At 40.9% G+C, this 19,761-nt stretch carries 11 protein-coding genes; all 11 read right to left on the bottom strand.

Annotation, left to right across the window (positions count from 1 at the left end):
- Window positions 1-28 precede the first annotated feature (28 nt).
- Window positions 29-1,780: a DUF3466 family protein gene (locus AC2IOM_RS10940; RefSeq protein ID WP_486358367.1), complete on the bottom strand. Its 1,752-nt coding sequence runs from the start codon at window positions 1,778-1,780 to the stop codon at window positions 29-31.
- Between the two features lie 11 nt (window positions 1,781-1,791).
- Window positions 1,792-3,702, bottom strand: coding sequence for an ATP-binding cassette ATPase Uup (gene uup, locus AC2IOM_RS10935; protein WP_486358366.1), 1,911 nt, complete (start codon window positions 3,700-3,702; stop codon window positions 1,792-1,794).
- A gap of 2 nt (window positions 3,703-3,704) precedes the next feature.
- On the bottom strand, window positions 3,705-3,929 hold the full coding sequence (locus AC2IOM_RS10930; protein WP_138632494.1) for a glutaredoxin family protein: 225 nt from the start codon (window positions 3,927-3,929) through the stop codon (window positions 3,705-3,707).
- The gene (rlmKL, locus tag AC2IOM_RS10925; protein ID WP_486358365.1) at window positions 3,922-6,054 is read right to left on the bottom strand and encodes a bifunctional 23S rRNA (guanine(2069)-N(7))-methyltransferase RlmK/23S rRNA (guanine(2445)-N(2))-methyltransferase RlmL; all 2,133 of its coding nucleotides are present in this window, start codon (window positions 6,052-6,054) and stop codon (window positions 3,922-3,924) included. Before rlmKL ends, AC2IOM_RS10930 begins: the two co-directional genes overlap by 8 nt.
- A gap of 66 nt (window positions 6,055-6,120) precedes the next feature.
- Window positions 6,121-6,654 carry a cell division protein ZapC domain-containing protein gene (locus AC2IOM_RS10920; RefSeq protein WP_486358364.1) on the bottom strand — a complete coding sequence of 178 codons (534 nt, stop codon included), beginning with the start codon at window positions 6,652-6,654 and terminating at the stop codon, window positions 6,121-6,123.
- Between the two features lie 114 nt (window positions 6,655-6,768).
- Entirely contained in the window at window positions 6,769-7,779 is a 1,011-nt protein-coding gene (pyrD, locus tag AC2IOM_RS10915; RefSeq protein WP_138632485.1) for a quinone-dependent dihydroorotate dehydrogenase, read from the bottom strand.
- Between the two features lie 66 nt (window positions 7,780-7,845).
- Entirely contained in the window at window positions 7,846-12,684 is a 4,839-nt protein-coding gene (locus AC2IOM_RS10910; RefSeq protein WP_486358363.1) for an NAD-glutamate dehydrogenase, read from the bottom strand.
- Between the two features lie 203 nt (window positions 12,685-12,887).
- A complete protein-coding gene (locus AC2IOM_RS10905; protein WP_486358362.1) occupies window positions 12,888-15,212 on the bottom strand; it encodes an efflux RND transporter permease subunit in 2,325 nt (774 codons plus the stop codon).
- A gap of 2 nt (window positions 15,213-15,214) precedes the next feature.
- On the bottom strand, window positions 15,215-16,201 hold the full coding sequence (locus tag AC2IOM_RS10900) for a WD40/YVTN/BNR-like repeat-containing protein (RefSeq protein ID WP_486358361.1): 987 nt from the start codon (window positions 16,199-16,201) through the stop codon (window positions 15,215-15,217).
- A gap of 47 nt (window positions 16,202-16,248) precedes the next feature.
- Window positions 16,249-17,616, bottom strand: coding sequence for a DUF1329 domain-containing protein (locus AC2IOM_RS10895; RefSeq protein ID WP_100914523.1), 1,368 nt, complete (start codon window positions 17,614-17,616; stop codon window positions 16,249-16,251).
- Window positions 17,617-17,626: 10 nt separating this feature from the next.
- Window positions 17,627-19,720: a DUF1302 domain-containing protein gene (locus AC2IOM_RS10890; RefSeq protein WP_486358360.1), complete on the bottom strand. Its 2,094-nt coding sequence runs from the start codon at window positions 19,718-19,720 to the stop codon at window positions 17,627-17,629.
- Window positions 19,721-19,761 lie beyond the last annotated feature (41 nt).

The following is a 19,761-nucleotide window of genomic DNA, read 5'->3' as shown; positions in this document are numbered from 1 at the left end:
ATCAAAACATTAGGGTATAAAACACTTACTATTTAAAAAAGCGTCGTCTAATTGCTACAAGTGGCAATAATAATAGCCCTAATGCACCAAACGATGCACCTTGGCGTTCATATGTTTCTTGCGCTTTTTCAGGACACTTCTCAGCTACACCATCAGCGTTATATTTCAGTTTCACTGAAACAACCACACTTTCTTGCTCTACTTTACCGTTAGCATCAACCACAACATTACCTTGAGCATCACGCTTATCTACAGTTTTTGTCGCTGTGCCATATACAGTACCATCATTTGAAATGCTGATTGCTTCCGCAACCACATATGGGAATGATGATTCACCATCGTTTGCAAAACACGGTAATAAGTCATTTAGATTAGTGAACGTGTCTTTATTAATATCGTAAATAAACGCTTCTTTACGACGGCTTGCTGACGAGCTTGTTTCAACTTCGCCTTGACCAATAATAAGGCCATTATCATTTATGTCTGTCGCAACCGCAGAACTACTTTTAAAAAAGTCTGTTGGAAAAACTGTCTCACCGGTAGCAACATTATGATAAAAGAACTTACTCCGCTCAGTGTTTTCAATACGTTTAATTGCATAGCCTGCAATAACATTACTGTTATTGATAGCAACTGCTCGACCACCCGGGCGGTAATCGTATTCGTTAATAAACTCTACTACATTACCATCTTTGTAGTACACCGGGTATTGCGTAATACCGTCACCATCACGATACCTAACAACAGAATAACCAACTGCAATTTCATTTTCATTAACCGCTAATGCGGTACTGCGCCACGCTCTTTTTTGCTCATCTTCATCAGGTACAATACCTAACCCAAGATCAACAGTATCAGTTACGTTTAATGCATTATCTAAACGCCACATTGTTGCATGGCGGTTATAAAGAGCACGACTTGACGAATTCACATACGACTCATGACATACCTCTACTGGAAGTTTATCGCCGTCACAACTTTCGTCCAATGACTCTTGTGAATCAGAAGCAATACTGACTGACGTTTCACCCACTACCAAGTAACCATCACTTACCTGAACGATATTATACGCACCAGAAATACCGCCATAAGTAACTTCTGTTGGCATTAAATCAACTCGTTCGCCGGTGTTGGTCATTACAAAACCACGGCGTGTAAAATCACGAATATAATGTGTTTCTGATTCAGTTTCGCCGTCTTCAGTAAATTGAATCTTGGTATAAGGTGCTGAACCCCAGCCAGCTTTAACACCATCTTCTGCAATTGATGTTAAAATGTTCTCAACTGAGCGTGTTAAACTACCGTCATAATCAGGATGCTCTACATCATAAATAACACGCTCTTGCGTTGGGTTATTATATTCAATGGCAACATTAAATTCGGAGCCGCTATTTGAAGAAATTTTCTGATAGCGACTATCAGCATAAGATGACAATAAAAAGTCTTGTAGAAATCGTTGCGCATCGCTATTAATATTGCCATTTTCGATATCATCTAGTGTGAAGGTAATTTCTTCATCACGATTTTCAAAAAAACGCTCACGGTCTTTATACGCATTTGTCAAACGTGTGTCTTCAAAATCTAATTCCGCAATATCAATAACAATATTGAATACGCCTTGCGCCATACCAACGGCTTGACCCGCTTCGTTTGCATCAGTTACATACGCGTGTTTAGCGTAATCTAGATTGCCAAGCTCTTCTAAAACATATGGAGTAGCGCCTTGAACCTGTGGCGTGATTGCAGCAAAAACTGCCGCTGCAAGTAATTTATATTTCATTTTTATTCCTACTACTGATCCTGTAATTGTTCCAATTCTTCCCAGCGCATAAAAGCGGTTTCAAGCTTCGACTCTGCTTGCTGTAATTGGTTCAAGGTTTTCTGAGTTTGCTCGCTATCTTGCTTGAAAAAATCGGGGGAGTTAACAACTTCTTGAAGTTCTTCAACTTCTTGTTCAAGCGATTCTAATAAAGCGGGTAGATCTTCGAGTTCTCGTTTTAATTTGTATGATAACTTGCCTGCTTTTTTAGCTAAAGGCTTATCTGCGACTTTTTTGTCCTTTTCTGTGTCTTTTTGTTTTTGTTCAATTACTGTTTTTTCAGCAAGTGACTGCGCATAATTTTGGAAATCTTGGTATCCACCAACCACTTCCACTACTTTGCCATCACCTAAAAAGCCCCATACCGTACTACAGGTATTGTCGATAAATTCACGGTCGTGACTTACAACCAACACAGTACCTTGATAATTAGCGAGAATTTCTTCAAGTAATTCAAGTGTTTCAACATCTAGATCATTGGTCGGCTCATCGAGTACCAATACATTGCTTGGTTTAACAAATAATTTTGCCAGTAATAAGCGGTTTTTCTCTCCACCAGATAACGACTTAACAGGTGAACGCGCTCGTGCTGGTGGGAATAAAAAGTCTTGTAAATAGCCAAGCACATGGCGACTGCGGCCACCGATGTTGACCTCTTGTTTACCGTCAGCAACATTATCTTGCACGCTGGCTTCTTCGTCGAGTACCGAGCGATACTGATCAAAATAAGCAACTTCTAAATTAACACCTTGCTTTACTTTGCCTGATTCCAGCGCTAATTCGCCAAATAGAATTTTCAGTAATGTTGTCTTACCAACACCATTTGGCCCTACTAACCCAATACGATCACCACGCATAACTAAGGTAGAGAAATCTTTCACTATTGGCTTATTTGTAAAGCCTTGGCTAATGCCTTTAGCTTCAAATACTAACTTGCCAGAACGCTGAGCACTTTCTATGTTGAAATCGGCCTTGCCTTGTTTTTCAACACGGGCTTTTCGTTCTACACGCAGTTGTTTAAGTGCACGAACACGACCTTCGTTGCGCGTACGGCGCGCTTTAATACCCTGACGGATCCATGCTTCTTCTTCCGCGAGTTTTTTATCAAACAAGGCATTTTGGCTTTCTTCAACTTTTAATGCATGCTCTTTTTGCTCTAGATATTTTTCATAATTACCAGGGTAAGAGACCAGCTTACCTCGGTCTAAATCAAGAATACGTGTTGCCATTGAACGAATAAATGCACGGTCGTGAGAAATAAATACGATCGCACCATTAAATTCTTTTAAGAATTTTTCCAACCACTCAATGCTAGCAACGTCCAAGTGGTTAGTTGGTTCATCCAGTAATAACAGATCTGGCTCACCTACCAATGCTTTCGCAAGCGCTACTTTTCTAAGCCAACCGCCCGACAGTGAGGTTAAATCACTGTTTGGATCGAGTTCTAACTGACTTAACACTTGGTTTATTTGCGTTTCGAAACGCCAACCGTCGTTTGCCTCTAACTGAGACGATAAGCGCTCAAACTGTTTAAGTGTTTTTTCACTGTTATCTTGACTTAATCTCGCGCTCACTTCGTGATATTCAATCAACAGTGTCGCAATGTGCGGTAAGCCATTGGCAACATAATCAAATACAGTGCCATTTGCCCCTTTTGGTGGGTCTTGCTCAAGGCGTGCTACTTTTAATCCACTCAGACGGTTAATTTCACCATCATCCAACTGAATTTGACTATCAAGCACTTTAAGTAAGCTTGATTTACCAGCGCCGTTACGACCTACAATACAAACCCGCTCGCCATTTTCAATCAGCATTTCTGCATTATCAAGCAATGGGTGTGTGCCGAACGCTAACTGCGCTCCTGTAATTCTAATTAAATCCATGATTATTTATTTTTTAAAATGTCTTCAAGATCAAATGGCCAAAATAGTTTTGTGCCAGTGCTAAACTCAGCTACCGGAATCGTCGTCTGGTACTCAACCATTAACGTTTCATCGTCAACAATGTCGACTAAATCTAGCTCTGCAGCTAAGCCGGCTTGCACAAATAATGCATGCGCTTGCTCACATAAGTGACAACCCTCTGTGTGATACAGCGTTATCTTAGGCATTGCGGATCAGCCACGCGTTGTGAATTTGCTTGTTGCGTTTAAAATCAGGTGAAAGTGTTTTATCGCTGATATTTTCTGCTATCAAGCCAAGGTCTAGTAAGCCTTCTTCGTTCATCGTAAAACCGCGCTTGTTATTTGAAAACAACAAGGTACCGTTTGGTGCCAAAATACGTTTTACCCAAGTAAACAACTTAATGTGATCACGCTGAACATCAAACTCTTTTTTCATGCGCTTTGAGTTTGAAAATGTCGGCGGGTCTAAAAAGATAAAATCAAACTGACCTGTTGCTTGCTCTAACCATGCAAGGCAATCCGCTTGTTCAAAATGATAACGTGGGCTGTTAAGGTTATTTAACGCAAAGTTTTCACGGCCCCATTTTAAGTACGTGTTACTCATATCAACACTGGTCACCGATTTTGCACCACCTACCGCTGCGTGCGTTGATGCGCTACAGGTATACGCAAACAAATTAAGTACACGTAAATCTTTGCAATTTTGCTGCATATAACGACGTGCTAAGCGGTGATCTAAAAATAGTCCTGTGTCTAAATAGTCGTGTAGATTAACTTTAAACTTCACACCGTATTCTTCTACCGTCATATTATTTTTTGACTTGTCGGTACGCTGTGCTTTTTGATACTGCGATGTGCCCTTTTGCTGCTTACGCTGTTTTACAACAATGTTGCTTGGTGCAATATCAAGGGTTTGCGCAGATAAATAAATAATATCTTGTAAGCGCTTTTCTGCTGTTGCTTCATCAATGGTTTTTGGTGGCGCATATTCATAAATCACCAAGTACTCGTTATAAACATCAACGGCAACGTTGTACTCTGGAATATCCGCATCGTATAAACGGTAACAGCTTACGCCTTCTTTTTTAAGCCATGATTTAAGACCTTGACGGTTTTTCTTAAGGCGATTTGCAAACGCCATCGAGCCATCGTAGTTAAGTTTAGTTTGGCTTGATTGCTCAGTGTTTTTCTCGTCTAAATCATAAAGATTAAGCACACAATCTAACGGACCATTTTTCAGTTTGTATTGCTTTTTCTTAGCAAGTTTTAAGAGGGCTAACAAACTAACGTCGGTTGCAAATAGCGCCAAATGCCAAAATTTAAAATGTTTTTTAAACGCATCGCCTAAGTGACGATATAAATTAACAAGTTCTGCTTTTTCACCTAAACGCTCACCATACGGTAAGTTAGATAGCACTACCCCAGGTTGTTTTGCTACAGCAGTGAGTTTATTGGCATCTGCTATTTTTAGCTGAATAAACTTTGCAAAAGGTAAACTTTCAATATTATTTTGCGCTTTTTGTAGTACGCGTTCATCAATATCATTACCAATTAAATACAGCTTTTGATCAGTTTGTTGGTCTTTAAGTTCTTGCTTTAGTTCTTTAAATTTTGCCGCGCGAAACCCCGGAAGTGATTCGAACGCAAAATGTTTGCGATATAGACCCGGTGCAATATTCCATGCCATCATCGCCGCTTCAATTAATAGCGTTGCTGAACCACAACATGGGTCAAACAACGGGCGCGAGGTATCATTTAGCCAACCTGAACGACTCACTAACGCCGCTGCCAAGTGTTCTTTGATCGGTGCATCGCCTTGATGAGGGCGATAACCACGTTTCGAAAGGCCAGGGCCTGAAAAGTCGATATATAAAGCACACTTTTCTTTATTTAAACGACCAACAATACGCACATTAGGTGACGTTTTAGAGATACTAGGACGTTGTTGATGACTTGCAAAGAAAGAATCGACAATTGCATCTTTTACTACTAGTGTTGAAAACTGAGTATTTTTCAGTTCACGATTAGTACCGCTAAAATCAATTGCAAACGTTTGTGTTGGTCCAAAGTACTCTTGCCAATCAAACCCTTTAGCAAGCGCGTATAAATCATCTTTGGTATTAACAGTATCCGATTCGGTCAACAACATCATAACCCGTGTCGCATAGCGACTCGCTAAACACAGTGTTTGTGCTTGTTTATTGGATGCGTTAAAACGAATAGAACCAATACTCTGTTTAGTAATTTCAGCGCCAATCGCTTGAATTTCAGAAGCGAGTAAGTTTTCAACACCAATCGACGTTAGTGCAATAAAAGAAAGCGAATTGCTCAAAGCAAAAAACCCAGTTAAAAAATCTGGCTGAAGTATAACAGTTTTAAATTCGAGTAGCGATAAAGCCTAGGCGCGTTTTAGCTGTGATTGGTTGATTAAGATAGGATTTACACGATCGTTAAGCACTTTAATGGTTTCAAAACGACTTAATGAAAAATTATCGTCTAGTTGCATTTGGTGCTCTAAACACATGCACACACTGGCATCATTACCACATTCAATAATCAAAAACTGACCACTTTGCTTCTGTGAATTCAGGGTAATAATCGCTTCGGTACTTGGGGTGTGACCTTGATAAGGCTTGAAAAACCAACTTTTCGCAAGAACTGGTTTAAGGTGTAATTTAGCTGCTGTCGCATGTAGTGCAATAACGGCTATTTCGCCTTCACTCCAAATGCTAAAAGCTGAAAGATAATGGCAAATCTGCTCGTACAGGGCGGCATCTTCGAGGCTAAAGCAACTGCCCTCGATTGCTGCTTGCGTAAGTTGACGCGTTTTATATGGCATAACAAGCTCTTCGCGTGTTGATTCGACATACAACACTAAACGGTTTCGCTCTTTACACGTTAGCCAACGCCAATCTTTCCCTGCTTGCAACATAATATCAAAAAATCCCCAAAACATGACATCTTGAGGATTATAGAGCTATGGTACTAAAAATAAACTATTTTTTAGAATATTTTCAATAGGATCATAATGTTAAATAACTGATCCTTATAAGGCGTTTATGATCTTTTTGATCATAGGTGGTCCTTGGTAAATAAAACCAGTGTAGACTTGCACTAAATCAGCGCCAGCGGCGAATTTTTCTTTCGCTGATTCGGCTGAATCAATACCACCAACACCGATAATTGGCAACTCACCGTTAGTTAAGCGTTTAATTTCTTTAACTATTTCCGTAGATTTCTGACGAACTGGATGACCCGATAAGCCCCCTGCTTCATTCGCATGTTGCATGCCTTCTACTGCACTGCGATCAAGCGTCGTGTTAGTTGCAATCACGCCGTCAATTTTATTATTGATCAATGATTCGGATACTTGCTGAACTTGAATTTGATCAAGATCCGGTGCAATTTTAACTAACATAGGTACTTGTTTACCGTGTTTTGCTGCTAAATCAAGCTGCTCATTCTTAAGTGAACCAAGTAAATCATCTAGCGCCTCACCATATTGTAAGTCACGTAGTCCAGGGGTATTAGGTGATGAGATATTCACCGTAATATAAGATGCACTGGTAAATACTTTACGCATACAGTGAATGTAGTCGTCTTTACCTTGCTCATTAGGCGTGTCTTTGTTCTTACCAATGTTAATGCCTAATATGCCTTTGTACTGCGCATTTTTTACGTTCTCTAGTAAGTAATCAACACCTTTATTATTAAAGCCCATACGGTTAATCACCGCATTAGCCTGAGGTAAACGGAAGATACGCGGTTTGTCGTTACCTGCCTGTGGGCGTGGTGTCACCGTACCTACTTCAATAAAGCCAAAGCCCATTTGTGAAAAGGCATCGATGCATTCGGCATTTTTATCAAGACCCGCAGCAAGACCAACTGGATTTGGCAATTCTAAACCTAAAAACGTGGTTGGTTTACTTGCAACCGATTGAGACCAGCACATCGATAACGGTGTATTGGCAAATCGCTTTAGGTTTGATAAAGCAAAGTCATGCGACCATTCAGCATCTTTACTAAACATAAAACGACGCGCTAAATCATAAAACATAATTGTGTTGACCTCTTAATAAAAAAATACCCCGGAAAATTCCGGGGTATTGTATCTAAATTTTTGTTATTGCGCAGTATCGCAATTGTGGCTTAGTAGCATTAATTCGCGTAATGCCACCGAGAATTTTGCAAAGTCGTGTGTTTGCGACGTTTTAAACTCAGCCAACATATGCTGCCAACGCTCGAGCAGTACTTGGTGCTCGTTCATCCAGCTTTCAATGATGGTATCAACATCACAACCCGCTGTTTCACAATTATTAAGCACAACTTGTGAAAGAGAACGCTGCTGCCAATCTAGCTCTTCACGGTACGATGCACGTGCAAGTGCTTGCCAGTGGTTGGCAACCGGTTGCTTAGTAATTTGATCTAAGAACCAGTGTAGACCCATGCCCGCACCAAGCTTGAAGTAAGTTTCAGAAACTTGTGAAATTGGTTTACTTGATGCATCTGCTACTTGCGCTAAGTCCATCACTGAGAACAAGCTTGAAAGTTGTGCAATGCGCTTAGCCAGTGCACTTGGTACACCTTCTTTTGCCAATAAGTTAATTTCTGTATTCAGTTTTTCAGCTTCTTCGTCAACCATATACGACGTGATGTTTTCACTTAAGTCATTAAACGCTGGTGCAAAGAACTCGATTGTTTGTTCAATGTTGAGTGCTTTGTTGCGGTGACGTAAGAACCAACGTGTCGCGCGACGTACAGTACGGCGTAATTGATACAACATTTCTGTTTGTACAATTGACGGGATCTGGTTATCAAGTGCAGAGATATCTTGCCATGCATTACCCAATTCAAATACCGCTTTAGCCATTGAGTAACAAAGTACAATTTCGCTTACTGGTGCACCTGTCTCTTCGCTCATGCGAACGATAAAGTTCAGACCCATATCATTAACGATTTGGTTCGCTAGTTTAGTTGCAATGATTTCACCGCGCAGTGGGTGGTTATCCATCGCATTGTTGAAACGTTCGCGCAGCGGTGCTGGGAATGCATCAACTAACAAGCTTCGGTAATACGGATTATCAGTGATTTCTTCGATTACAAGCTGCTCTTTAAGCACCATTTTAGCGTATGAAACAAGTACAGAAAGTTCTGGACGCGTTAAGCCCTTACCTGCTGCTTGACGTTCTGCTAACTCTTCATCAGAAGGTAAGAATTCGATATCACGGTTAAGTTTGCCATCTTTTTCAAGCGCGTGAATAAAGCGAATTTGCTCTTTTAGCGTTTGTGGGCCTTTTAACTGTGTTACAGAAATTGTGTGCGTTTGACGGTAACAGTCTTTTAATACCATCTCTGATACTTCATCCGTCATTGAATAAAGTAATTCGTCACGCTGTTTCTTAGTTAAATCACCTTCAGAAACCAGACCATTTAATAAAATCTTAATGTTTACTTCGTTATCTGAACACGCAACACCACCCACGTTATCGATGAAGTCTGTGTTCATGCGACCACCGTTAGCAGTGAATTCGATACGACCTAATTGCGTTGCACCTAAGTTGCCGCCTTCACCGAAGATCTTCGCGTTCAGCTCTTCACCATTAACACGTAGCGCGTCGTTTGCACGGTCGCCCACATCAGCATGCGTTTCAGATTTCGCTTTAATGTAAGTACCAATACCACCGTTCCAAATTAGGTCTACCTGCATCATTAAGATTGCACGTAACAACTCATTTGGTGTCATTGTTGCTTTCTTAGTACCTAGCATTTTCTTAATTTCAGGCGTCAGTGTAATTGATTTCGCACTACGTGAGAAAATACCACCGCCTTGAGAAATTAGATCTTTGTTATAGTCTTCCCACGATGAGCGTGGTAATTCAAACATACGCTTGCGCTCTAGGTAAGAAGACGCTGCATCTGGATTCGGGTCGATGAAGATATGCATGTGGTTAAATGCAGCTTGCAGACGAATATGCTTAGATAACAGCATACCGTTTCCGAATACGTCACCAGCCATGTCACCAATGGCAACACAGGTAAAGTCAGTCGTCTGACAATCAATGCCGATTTCGCGGAAATGACGTTTAACTGATTCCCACGCACCTTTCGCTGTGATACCCATGGCTTTGTGGTCGTAACCAATTGAACCGCCTGATGCAAATGCATCACCTAACCAGAAACCGTATTCTTCAGAAATGCCATTTGCAATATCCGAGAAAGTCGCGGTGCCTTTATCGGCTGCAACTACTAGGTATGGGTCGTCTTCGTCATGACGTACAACATCCACAGGCGGTACAATTTCACCGTGGTGAATGTTATCTGTGATATCTAATAAACCACGGATGAATAGTTTGTAACACTCTTGACCTTCTTTAAAGAAGGCTTCGCGATCAGTTGGCAGCTGTTTACAAACAAAACCACCTTTTGAACCTACAGGTACAATTACGGTGTTTTTAACTTGCTGCGCTTTAACAAGACCTAGTACTTCTGTACGGAAATCTTCACGGCGGTCTGACCAACGTAAACCACCACGAGCAACCTTGCCACCACGTAAGTGAACACCTTCAACACGCGGCGAGTAAACAAAAATCTCAAACGCAGGCAGTGGTAATGGCATATCAGGAATTAGGCTTGGTTGAACCTTAAATGAAATGTAAGACTTGTTGATGCCGTCTTTATCTTTTTGATAGAAGTTAGTACGCAGTGTTGCACCAATCATATCAACGTAAAGTCGAATAATTCGGTCATCATCTAAGTTCGCAACGTTATCAAGTTCAGCAATAATATCGTTAACGATTTTCTCATAGCCTTTTTCAGTAAACTTAGACTTAGGTGAGAACTTCTTATCGAATAATTTTACAAGTAACTGTGCAATATGTGGGTAGTTCTCAAATGTGCTTTCGATGTAGCTTTGTGAGAACGTCACACCAATTTGACGCATGTATTTTGCGTAGGCACGAATGATCGACGCTTCGCGTCCTTTTAGGCTTGCCGCAAGAACAAGTTTGTTGAAACCATCATCTTCAAGCTTGTTGTTCCATACATTAAGCAATGCAAGTTGGAAACGCTCCGACACCTTCGAGAAATCGTCAAGGTCATCGTTGCTCATTAGCATGCTGAAATCCATAATCCAGTTTACTTGACCATCTTCGGTCTTCACTGAATACGGTGTTTCACCAATAACACGAAGACCAAAATTCTCAATAATTGGCATTACATCTGATAAGTGAATTGGTTCGTTTTTGTGATATAGACTTAAACGTACCTGATTTGTATTGGCACTTTCTTGTGGACGGTAAAACAGCATTGCAAGCTTGTTTTCGTCTGACAAGCTTTCTAGCTTTTCAATATCAACAACAGCAGCACTTGGCAGTACTTGTTCACGGTAGGCACTAGCAAAGGCTTTAGAATACTTACGAGCAAGTTCATTGCCGCGCGACTCGCCTGCACGCTCTAGTAATGCACTGTGAAGTTTATCTTCCCATGTACGGGCCGCTTCAATTAGGTTTCTTTCGATTTGTTTCACTGTATATTCAACATTTTGGTCGCAACCACGTACCGTATAATGCGTACGTGCTAGCATTGATTCTGAGAAGAAGGTGGTAAACTCAACTTTTTCGTTTGAGCCGAACGCATTCGCAAGAATGTTTTGCGTTTCACGACGTAATGCCGTGTTATAGCGCTCTCTTGGTACATAGACCATGCACGAGAAGAAACGACCATAGGTATCTTGGCGTACAAATACACGTGACATATCACGTTCTTGCATATGGTGAACGCCAAGAGCAACTTCTAATAATTCTTTTTCGCGTGCTTGTAATAACTCATCACGTGGGTACGTTTCTAAAATATTAAGTACCGCTTTGTATGCATGCGTGCCCGGCGCAAAGTCTGTCATATCAAGTACGCGCTTGATCTTACTTTTTAGTACCGGTACGTCTGCTGCACTGTTGTTATAGAAGCTTGAAGAGAACAAACCAATAAAGCGATCTTCACCAATTACATTGCCTTCGTCATCGAAACGTTTAATGCCGATGTAATCAATATAAGCTGGACGATGAACGCGTGAAAGTGAGTTTGTTTTGGTAAGGATAAGCAAGTTATCGCTGTGTGCTTCTTTACGTGCAACTTCTGGTAAATCAGAAAGGCGACGAGATTTAGTCTCATCTGATAACTTCATCATACCTAAGCTTGTATCAGCCACACCTGTTAACTGATAGTCACCTTTAATCGGTGATAAGTCGTATTGGCGATAACCCATAAGTGTGAAGTTATCTTTTGCTAACCAATCTAAGAACTCAACTGTTTCTTTAACTTCAGTTTTATTTTTAATGCCTTTACGTTTTGGCAGCGCTTTGCTGATAGACACAAGTTTATCTTTAATCGCTAACCAGTCTTCAACGGCTACCGAAACATCTGCCAACACTGACTCTAACTCTTTTTTAATAGATGCAATAACCGACTTATCAGACTGACGGTCGATTTCAATAAAGAACACGGTTTTGTTTGAGTCAGACTCTTGCTCTGTCTTCATACCAGACAATGCAGAGATTAAACCATCTTTGTCGCGCTTAATTTTTAACGGAGAGTGAAGTAATAAGTGTGAAACAATATTTTCACGCGCCAAAGCCATGCGAACAGAGTCCACTAAAAACGGCATGTCTTTTGCGATTATTTCTACGATTGTGTGAGAGGATTGCCAACCATTATTAGCGAGTTCTGGATTAAATACACGGATAAGCGCTGTATCATCAGTGTGTTTTTCCAAGCTATTCCATAAGCTAAGCGCTGCGCCATATAAGTCACTGTCATTACGGCTTGCTAAGTCTTCAGTCGACATATTACTGTAGAGTGTTTTAGCAAACTTTTCGACAAGCGACACATTTGTGGCTTTTACCTTACTACGGATCAAAGACGATACGTTTTCAAGTAAAACTGAGGTTTGGCCTTCTTGTTGAGTCATTATGTGTTCCTTATCTATACCTACCTGTGAACGGTAACTATTTGCAGTCTAACAAACTGCAATGGAGTCAGGTGAATTCTAACTCTTTTAGCATAGATATAAATAGCATTTTTTGTAGCAAACCAGTACATATTTCAACCAGTTGGCTTACTATTCACAAAATATAGATAGAAATGGCCATTTCTGGCCATTTCAGTACACATTTATTCAGAAGTTTTTTTGCGCCACAGTAGTGTACCTAGCGCTGGTAGGAGGAGTACAGCACCTAACATGTTGACCAAAAACATAAAGGTTAGCAGAATTCCCATGTCCATTTGGAACTTAAGTGCAGAAAATACCCAAGTGCTTACACCAACAGCTAAGGTAATACCGGTAAACAGTACCGCACTACCACGCTCAATCAACGCACGGCGATATGCTTCTGTTAATGGTACGCCTTGGCGCAATAACCCACTCATTGACGACAGAATGTAAATACCATAGTCAACACCAATACCAACACCCAGTGCAATTACCGGTAATGTACTTACTGTTAAACCAATTTCTAACGACACCATCAGTGCTTGTGCAAGTGTTGATACCACATAAAGCGGTAACACTACAGCAATGGTGGCACGTAACGAACGGAAACTGATTAAGCAAAGTAAAATTACCGCACCGTAAACGTAAATCATCATCGGCAATTGCGCTTCACTTACTGACTCGTTTGTCGCAGCCATAACACCAACTGGACCCGACGCTAACTTAAATTTAAGTGTCTCTGTGCCCTCTTCTTGTGCGAATTGCTTAACCGCATCGACAACGTGATTAATCGTTTTCGCTTTATGGTCTTCAATAAAGGCAACAATTGGCATCACAGAGCAATCGCTGTTTAATAAGCCTGAGCTTGTTTCTACGCGGCTAGACGCTTGAACAAGTGACGCCGTGTTGCGCGGCAGGGTTTGCCACTTTAAATTACCTTCGTTGTAACCAGCGTTAACCTGCTGTGCGATACTGCTAAGAGAAACAGCCGATTGCACACCGTCAACGTTTTGTAATTTCCACTGGAAACGGTCAATTCGCTCCATGGTGTCGTGGAAAGTACACGCTTCAGGCTCTGCCTCAACAATCACTTTTAAAATATCAACCGAGATCGAATATTTGTCGGTGATAAGGAAAGTATCTTGGTTATAACGGGCATCTTCATGAAGCGACGGCGCACCTGCATGTAAGTCACCAATTTGCATTTCGTTTGATTTGATAAATCCAAATACAAAAAGAGCAGCGGCAATAAATAAAATCACCTTGCTCGCTTTTGGCTCAGTGGCTTTAACAAGCATTTCACGAATACCTGCAAATGCATCGTGCGTCTCGCCATTACCATCATCAACACGCTTCATTTTGGTGTAATCAAGGTAAGAGGCAATCACGGGTAGTAATACAAGGTTGGTAAAGATAATTACCGCTACACCAAGGCTCGCAGTTATCGCGAGCTCACGAATAATACCAATGTCGATTGATAATAATGTGATAAAACCAACAGTGTCAGACAATAATGCAATACCACCAGGAACAAGCAATGCAGCAAAACTAGATTGCGCTGCAACCTTATTAGACAAGCCCTTCGCCACTTTCTGACCAATACTGTTGATCATCTGCACGCCATGACTTACACCGATAGCAAATACCAAAAATGGTACTAAAATTGACATTGGATCAAGACCAAAGCCAACCAGATTTAATAGACCAAGCTGCCAAATTACCGCAATAAGTGAGCACACAATTGGTAACACGGTTAGCTTCATACTCTTACAGAAAAGCCAAACCATCACAGTTGTGATTAAAATTGCAATTAAGAAAAACAACACAACATCTTTTGCGCCATCGGCAACATCACCTGCCATTTTAGCGAACCCAATAATGTGAATAGATACGTTATCGGTGGTAAATTTATTGCGAATTTCCGATTCAAGCTTTTCAGCAAATACTAAGGTATCCAGTTTTTCTTGCGTCTTTGGATCCGTTTCCATTAACTGAGCTGTTACCATAGCGCACGAATAATCGTTCGCTACCATACGGCCAACAACTTTTGCTTTTTCAATGTTTGATTTAACAGTTGCAAGACCGCGCGCATCGGCTTTGAAATCTGCTGGAATAATTGGTCCACCGGCGAAGCCGTCTTCAACTACTTCAACAAAGCGCGCGCTCGGTGCAAATATCGAACTTACAAGCGGTCGATTAACACCTGGAATAAAGAATAACTGATCGTGCACATTTTTAAGCTGGGTAAAGAACTCTTCATTAAAAATGTCACCACGCGTATCACACACTGAAATTAAAATACCATTAGCACCGCCAAATTGCTTTTCGTGCTTAAGGTAGGTTTTCATGTACTCGTGGTTTAACGGAATATTCTTATTAAACGACGCATCGAGTTTAATTTGAGTAGCTTGGAAACCTAAAAATACAGTGGCCGCAATAAAGATAAACAATACTGCTAAGCGGTGTCTAAAAAGACTTGTTTCTATTTTTGTTAATAATGAATTCATAATTACTGCACGCTAAGTTTATGTATTCCCGCTTCTGATGCGACGATTAATTCATTATTATTCTTCGCACCCGCCAAAAGTGATTTGCCGTCTTTTGTAACAAATTTAACTAACTGGTTATCACTGTAGGTAAACCAAACACCACTATTTGCCAAAAGCACCGCTTTATTACCGACAATTTCAATATTATTTATTGATGCAGAGGTGTCAGTTTCTAATTGTGTCCACTCAACACCATCAGTGCTAGAAAACGCAGTACCGCGCAAGCCACCGACTAGGTATTGATTATCTAATTTATTGAATGAGAAAAATGAACCGGCATAGATTTCATCTAAGCGTTGCCATGTTTTACCCATATCGCTACTGGTTGCCATTAAACCTAGCTCACCCACTAGCCACAGTTTTTCGCCATCTAAAAATATTTTATTAAAATGCGGTAGAATCGCTTGGGTTTCTATTTTGTACCCTTCTGGATCGGATTCTTTTAGGTCATTCAGATATGCACGATCTTCTTCATACAACAGCGAATCATAAAATTCTTTTTGCCATGTTTTACCACCATCAGTTGTGCGATAACTTAAGCCATACGCGCCAATTGCTAATCCGTGGTTGGCATCAAAAAACAGAATATCAAGTAACGGCTTATCTAATTCGGGTAAAAACTGCTGAATTGTCCAATTTTTTCCGCCGTCTTTAGTATGCAAAATCGTTGCGTCGTGGCCTACCGCCCAACCAACATTTGCATTTATAAAATAAACACCCGTTAGCAAGCTTTGTACTGGAGAGTTTGCTTGTAGCCATTCTTGGTTGTCATTGCTATAAACAATGTTTCCCCACTTACCAACTGCCAAAGTTTGGCTGCCGACACGGGTAATATCGGTTAATAGATTTTTAGCCGCAAGTTTAGCTGGAATTGCCGCCTGTGGTGTAACTTGCGCAATTGCGCTAGTCGTCAATAGAGAGCCGATTAAAAATAGATATTTTTTCATATAGGTAGCGTTGTGAGAAAAACGGCCCTCGCGGGCCGTATTATTATTTAGCGTCGACCAGAGCGACGTAATGCGTTTGAAGTAAACTCGGTGTCTTTGAACATTTCTTGGAAGTCATACATCTTCTCTTCGTTATCTAAGCCAATTGCTAAGTAACGACGTGAGTTAAGATCGTGATAAACATCCAAAGTACTCCAATGAGTTGGCACTTCGTAGTAGTTCACACCATGAGCCATTGCTACACGGTATAACTGGTCGCGGTTATCATAAAGATCTGCAACATGAATTTGCCAGCTATCTTCGTCAATAAAGAATACACGCTTCTTATAAATATGACGCGTACCATCTTTAAGATTCGCTTCTACTACCCAAACACGGTGCTTTTCATAACGTACGTGTTCTGGGTTGATATGACCTGGCTTCAAAATGTCATCATATTTCAGCTCATTGCTATGTAGCTTGTAACTGTTATATGGAATGTACATTTCTTTTTTGCCTAATAACTTCCAGTCGTAACGGTTTGGTGAACCGTTAAACATATCGAAGTCATCAGTTGTACGTAAGCTATCCGACGCCGTTCCCGGTGCATCATATGCAACGTTTGGTGCACGACGAACGCGGCGTTGACCGGTGTTATAAGTCCAAGCCTGACGTGGTGTTAATACTTGGTCCATTGTTTCGTGAACAAGTAGTGCTGTACCTGCTAAACGCGCTGGTTCAGTTACTTCTTGCTTAAACTTAAACAAGATATTCGACTTTTGCAGAGACTCAGGCGTTGCATCTTGCTCTGAATACTTAACCAGTAGTTTTTCATCAAAGCCAACAATATTGTATGAACCACTTGCCGTTGGAGCCGCTTGACCACCGTAACGCTTAATTGAAAGACCACGGTAACGTAAAATATGGTTCCAAATTGCTTCTAGACCGGTTTCAGGAATTGGGAACGGAATACCAATTGCAGTATTTTTAATACCATTACCCTCTTCAACAAGCTCTGCTGTTGTTGCATACTTTTTCGTTGCATCATAGATGAACTGTGGGTATGACGCACTACGACGCGTTTGGTAAATATTCATTTTGAAGCTATCTGGATAAGCTTCAAACATCGCTACCTGACCCGGAGAAAGCATCTCTTTATACTGTTCAACATTCGACTTATCGATAGTGAATAATACTTTATCGTCAGCAAATGGATCTGGGTGGTGATCACCTACTTTATAGTTGTCAGGTGCTTTTGTAATACCACCTTCCCATGATGGAATTGAGCCATCCGCATTACCCGCTTTTTCAGCACCAAGTGGTGTTAAATCTTGACCTAAACGAGCAACTTGTTCTGGTGAAATTTTAGCTAAAGCTTGTGAAGCGCTAAATACGCTACACAATGCTAGAGCCACTAGGGTAGGTTTTTTAATCATATTGTTACCCTTAAATAGAATACTTAATATTAAATGAAACATAATCGCGGTCTGCTAAGCCATTGGCTGTACCGCCACCCCAGAAACTATTGTAACCAAAGTCAAATGACCACTGGTTTTGATAGTTAAAGTTAAGGTTTACAGACGCAGACATACGGTCTTCAACAAATAAGAACATTGGATCCGGTGTAGTACCATTCACATCATGTGAGAACACAACTCGAGGTGAGAAGTTCACACCTGCGAATAGATTGTTGTATTCACCCTTAGCAACTAGGCGGTAACCCCATGATGTTGCTGATGCAAACTGCTCCGTTTCAGGACCGTTAGATAATAGCAAGTGAAGTGCTGTGTAATCATCAGCTGGGCCTTGCATAATACCACTACGGCCTGTACCTGGCGCATTCAAACGAAGTTCATCATACGCTGGCATATCAAGAACATGTACACCACCTACTTCACCTAATACCGCCCAACTATCGGCACCTAAAGACGGGCCAAATAAGTGAGTTAAGCTAAATTGAAGTTGTGCTGTATCGCGTAAGATATAACCTTGTGCAACTTGACCAGGCGATACCGTTTCTACTTGTGAGATGCCTGCAAACATGTCCTGACGTACCGCATCTGGTACACCTGGGTTTGCCAACTGCTCAGCCATACCGGCATATAACAATTCTACGTCATCAATTTGTAACGGTTCGTCTTGACGATACGTCACTTCACCCGCAAACGCTGTTTCGCCAATAGCGGTGTTCCAGCTTAATGCATACATCTTGATATCTTCTGGATATTCAAGTTGTGCTTCGGTGAATGCTTTTAGATCGGTGATATTATCAGCGTTAATTGTGTTATTCGCGATATACCCTAAATCGTGACCAATTGCGGCAGCCGTAAAGTTTGATGCTTTACCAGAGATAAGCGGACGACGGCTGTGATAGTTTACATAGTATAAACCAAATTCCGTCTCGTTTAGCTCAGGCACGAACCAACCCAGTTTCAAACCATATTGGCCTGAATCTTTAGGCTCTTTCATCGCCTTTTCACCATTAGCTTTAATCGCAACTTTAGTTGGGTGAGCTAAATACATGCTAGCAAGTAGCGATTGCGCTTCAGCGCTTGATGGATCCATACCTTGCGCAGCAACAACTTGGCCCCACTGACCATACATGCTGTTTAGCGAGTTTGTTAAGTATGCTAAATCAATGTCTGGGTTCGACGTAAAACCTAGTTGAACATTGTTCGCGTTACCGTTTACTGCCGCAAAATCATTTGTAGATAAGTACGTACCGGCAACTGGAAGACGTGTTTCGTGCCACTGGTATTGATAAAACATTTCCGCAGAAACATTTTCTGTAATACCTAATGATGCCCAAAGCATACCTACAGGAATAAAGGCTTCTTTAACTTCCGCACCTGGTGCTTTTAAACGGTCAATATCAACTGGGTTAATATTAATACCATGTGAAATTAAAGCACTTTCACCCCAGTTAATTACTTGCTGACCTAAACGAACTGATAATGGGTTGTAGCCATCATTCAGATCAAAATCTGCATACACAAACGCGTCAAGTAAACGAAGATCTTTACACACAAGCTCTTCTGACTCTTTGCTAGCGCATGGATCAACACCCTGACCTGATGTCGGGTTTTTGTATGCTAAGTCTTTATCATTAAGAGCAAAATCATAGAAATACATAAAACGCGTAAAGAAACCGAAGTTGTCTTTGCGTATTTCTAATTCATGGGTGCCTTTTAATAACTGTGAAAATGCTTCACCGCTATCAAAGTTAAGGTTACCGGCATCACCATTATTTGAGTAAATACCTTGTTCTGCCCAGATTTGGTCTGATGTGTAGATTGGGTTAAGTGCTGGGTGATAACCAGTCCAATCAAATTGAGGGTGATTAGATTTACCGATTTGAGAATCGAAATCACGGTCTTCTACACGGTAGCTCGTACCGTAAGAAAAAGTAGAGTCAAATTGTACTTCAAAACCACCAACTTCAAATGATGCAGCTGAAGCACTTTGGCTTGCAAGTGCCATACACGCGGCTGTAACACCTAAAGCCAGTTTATTTTTGACAAAAAGAGGACTTTTTATCATATATATTCCCCCTATGGCGGGCTGTTTTGTTATCAAGTTAT

It is taken from the genome of Pseudoalteromonas sp. NS-SX12, assembly GCF_057367955.1.
The sequence above is the reverse complement of the archived record's forward strand: the minus strand, read 5'-3'. Positions and strand labels throughout refer to the sequence as shown.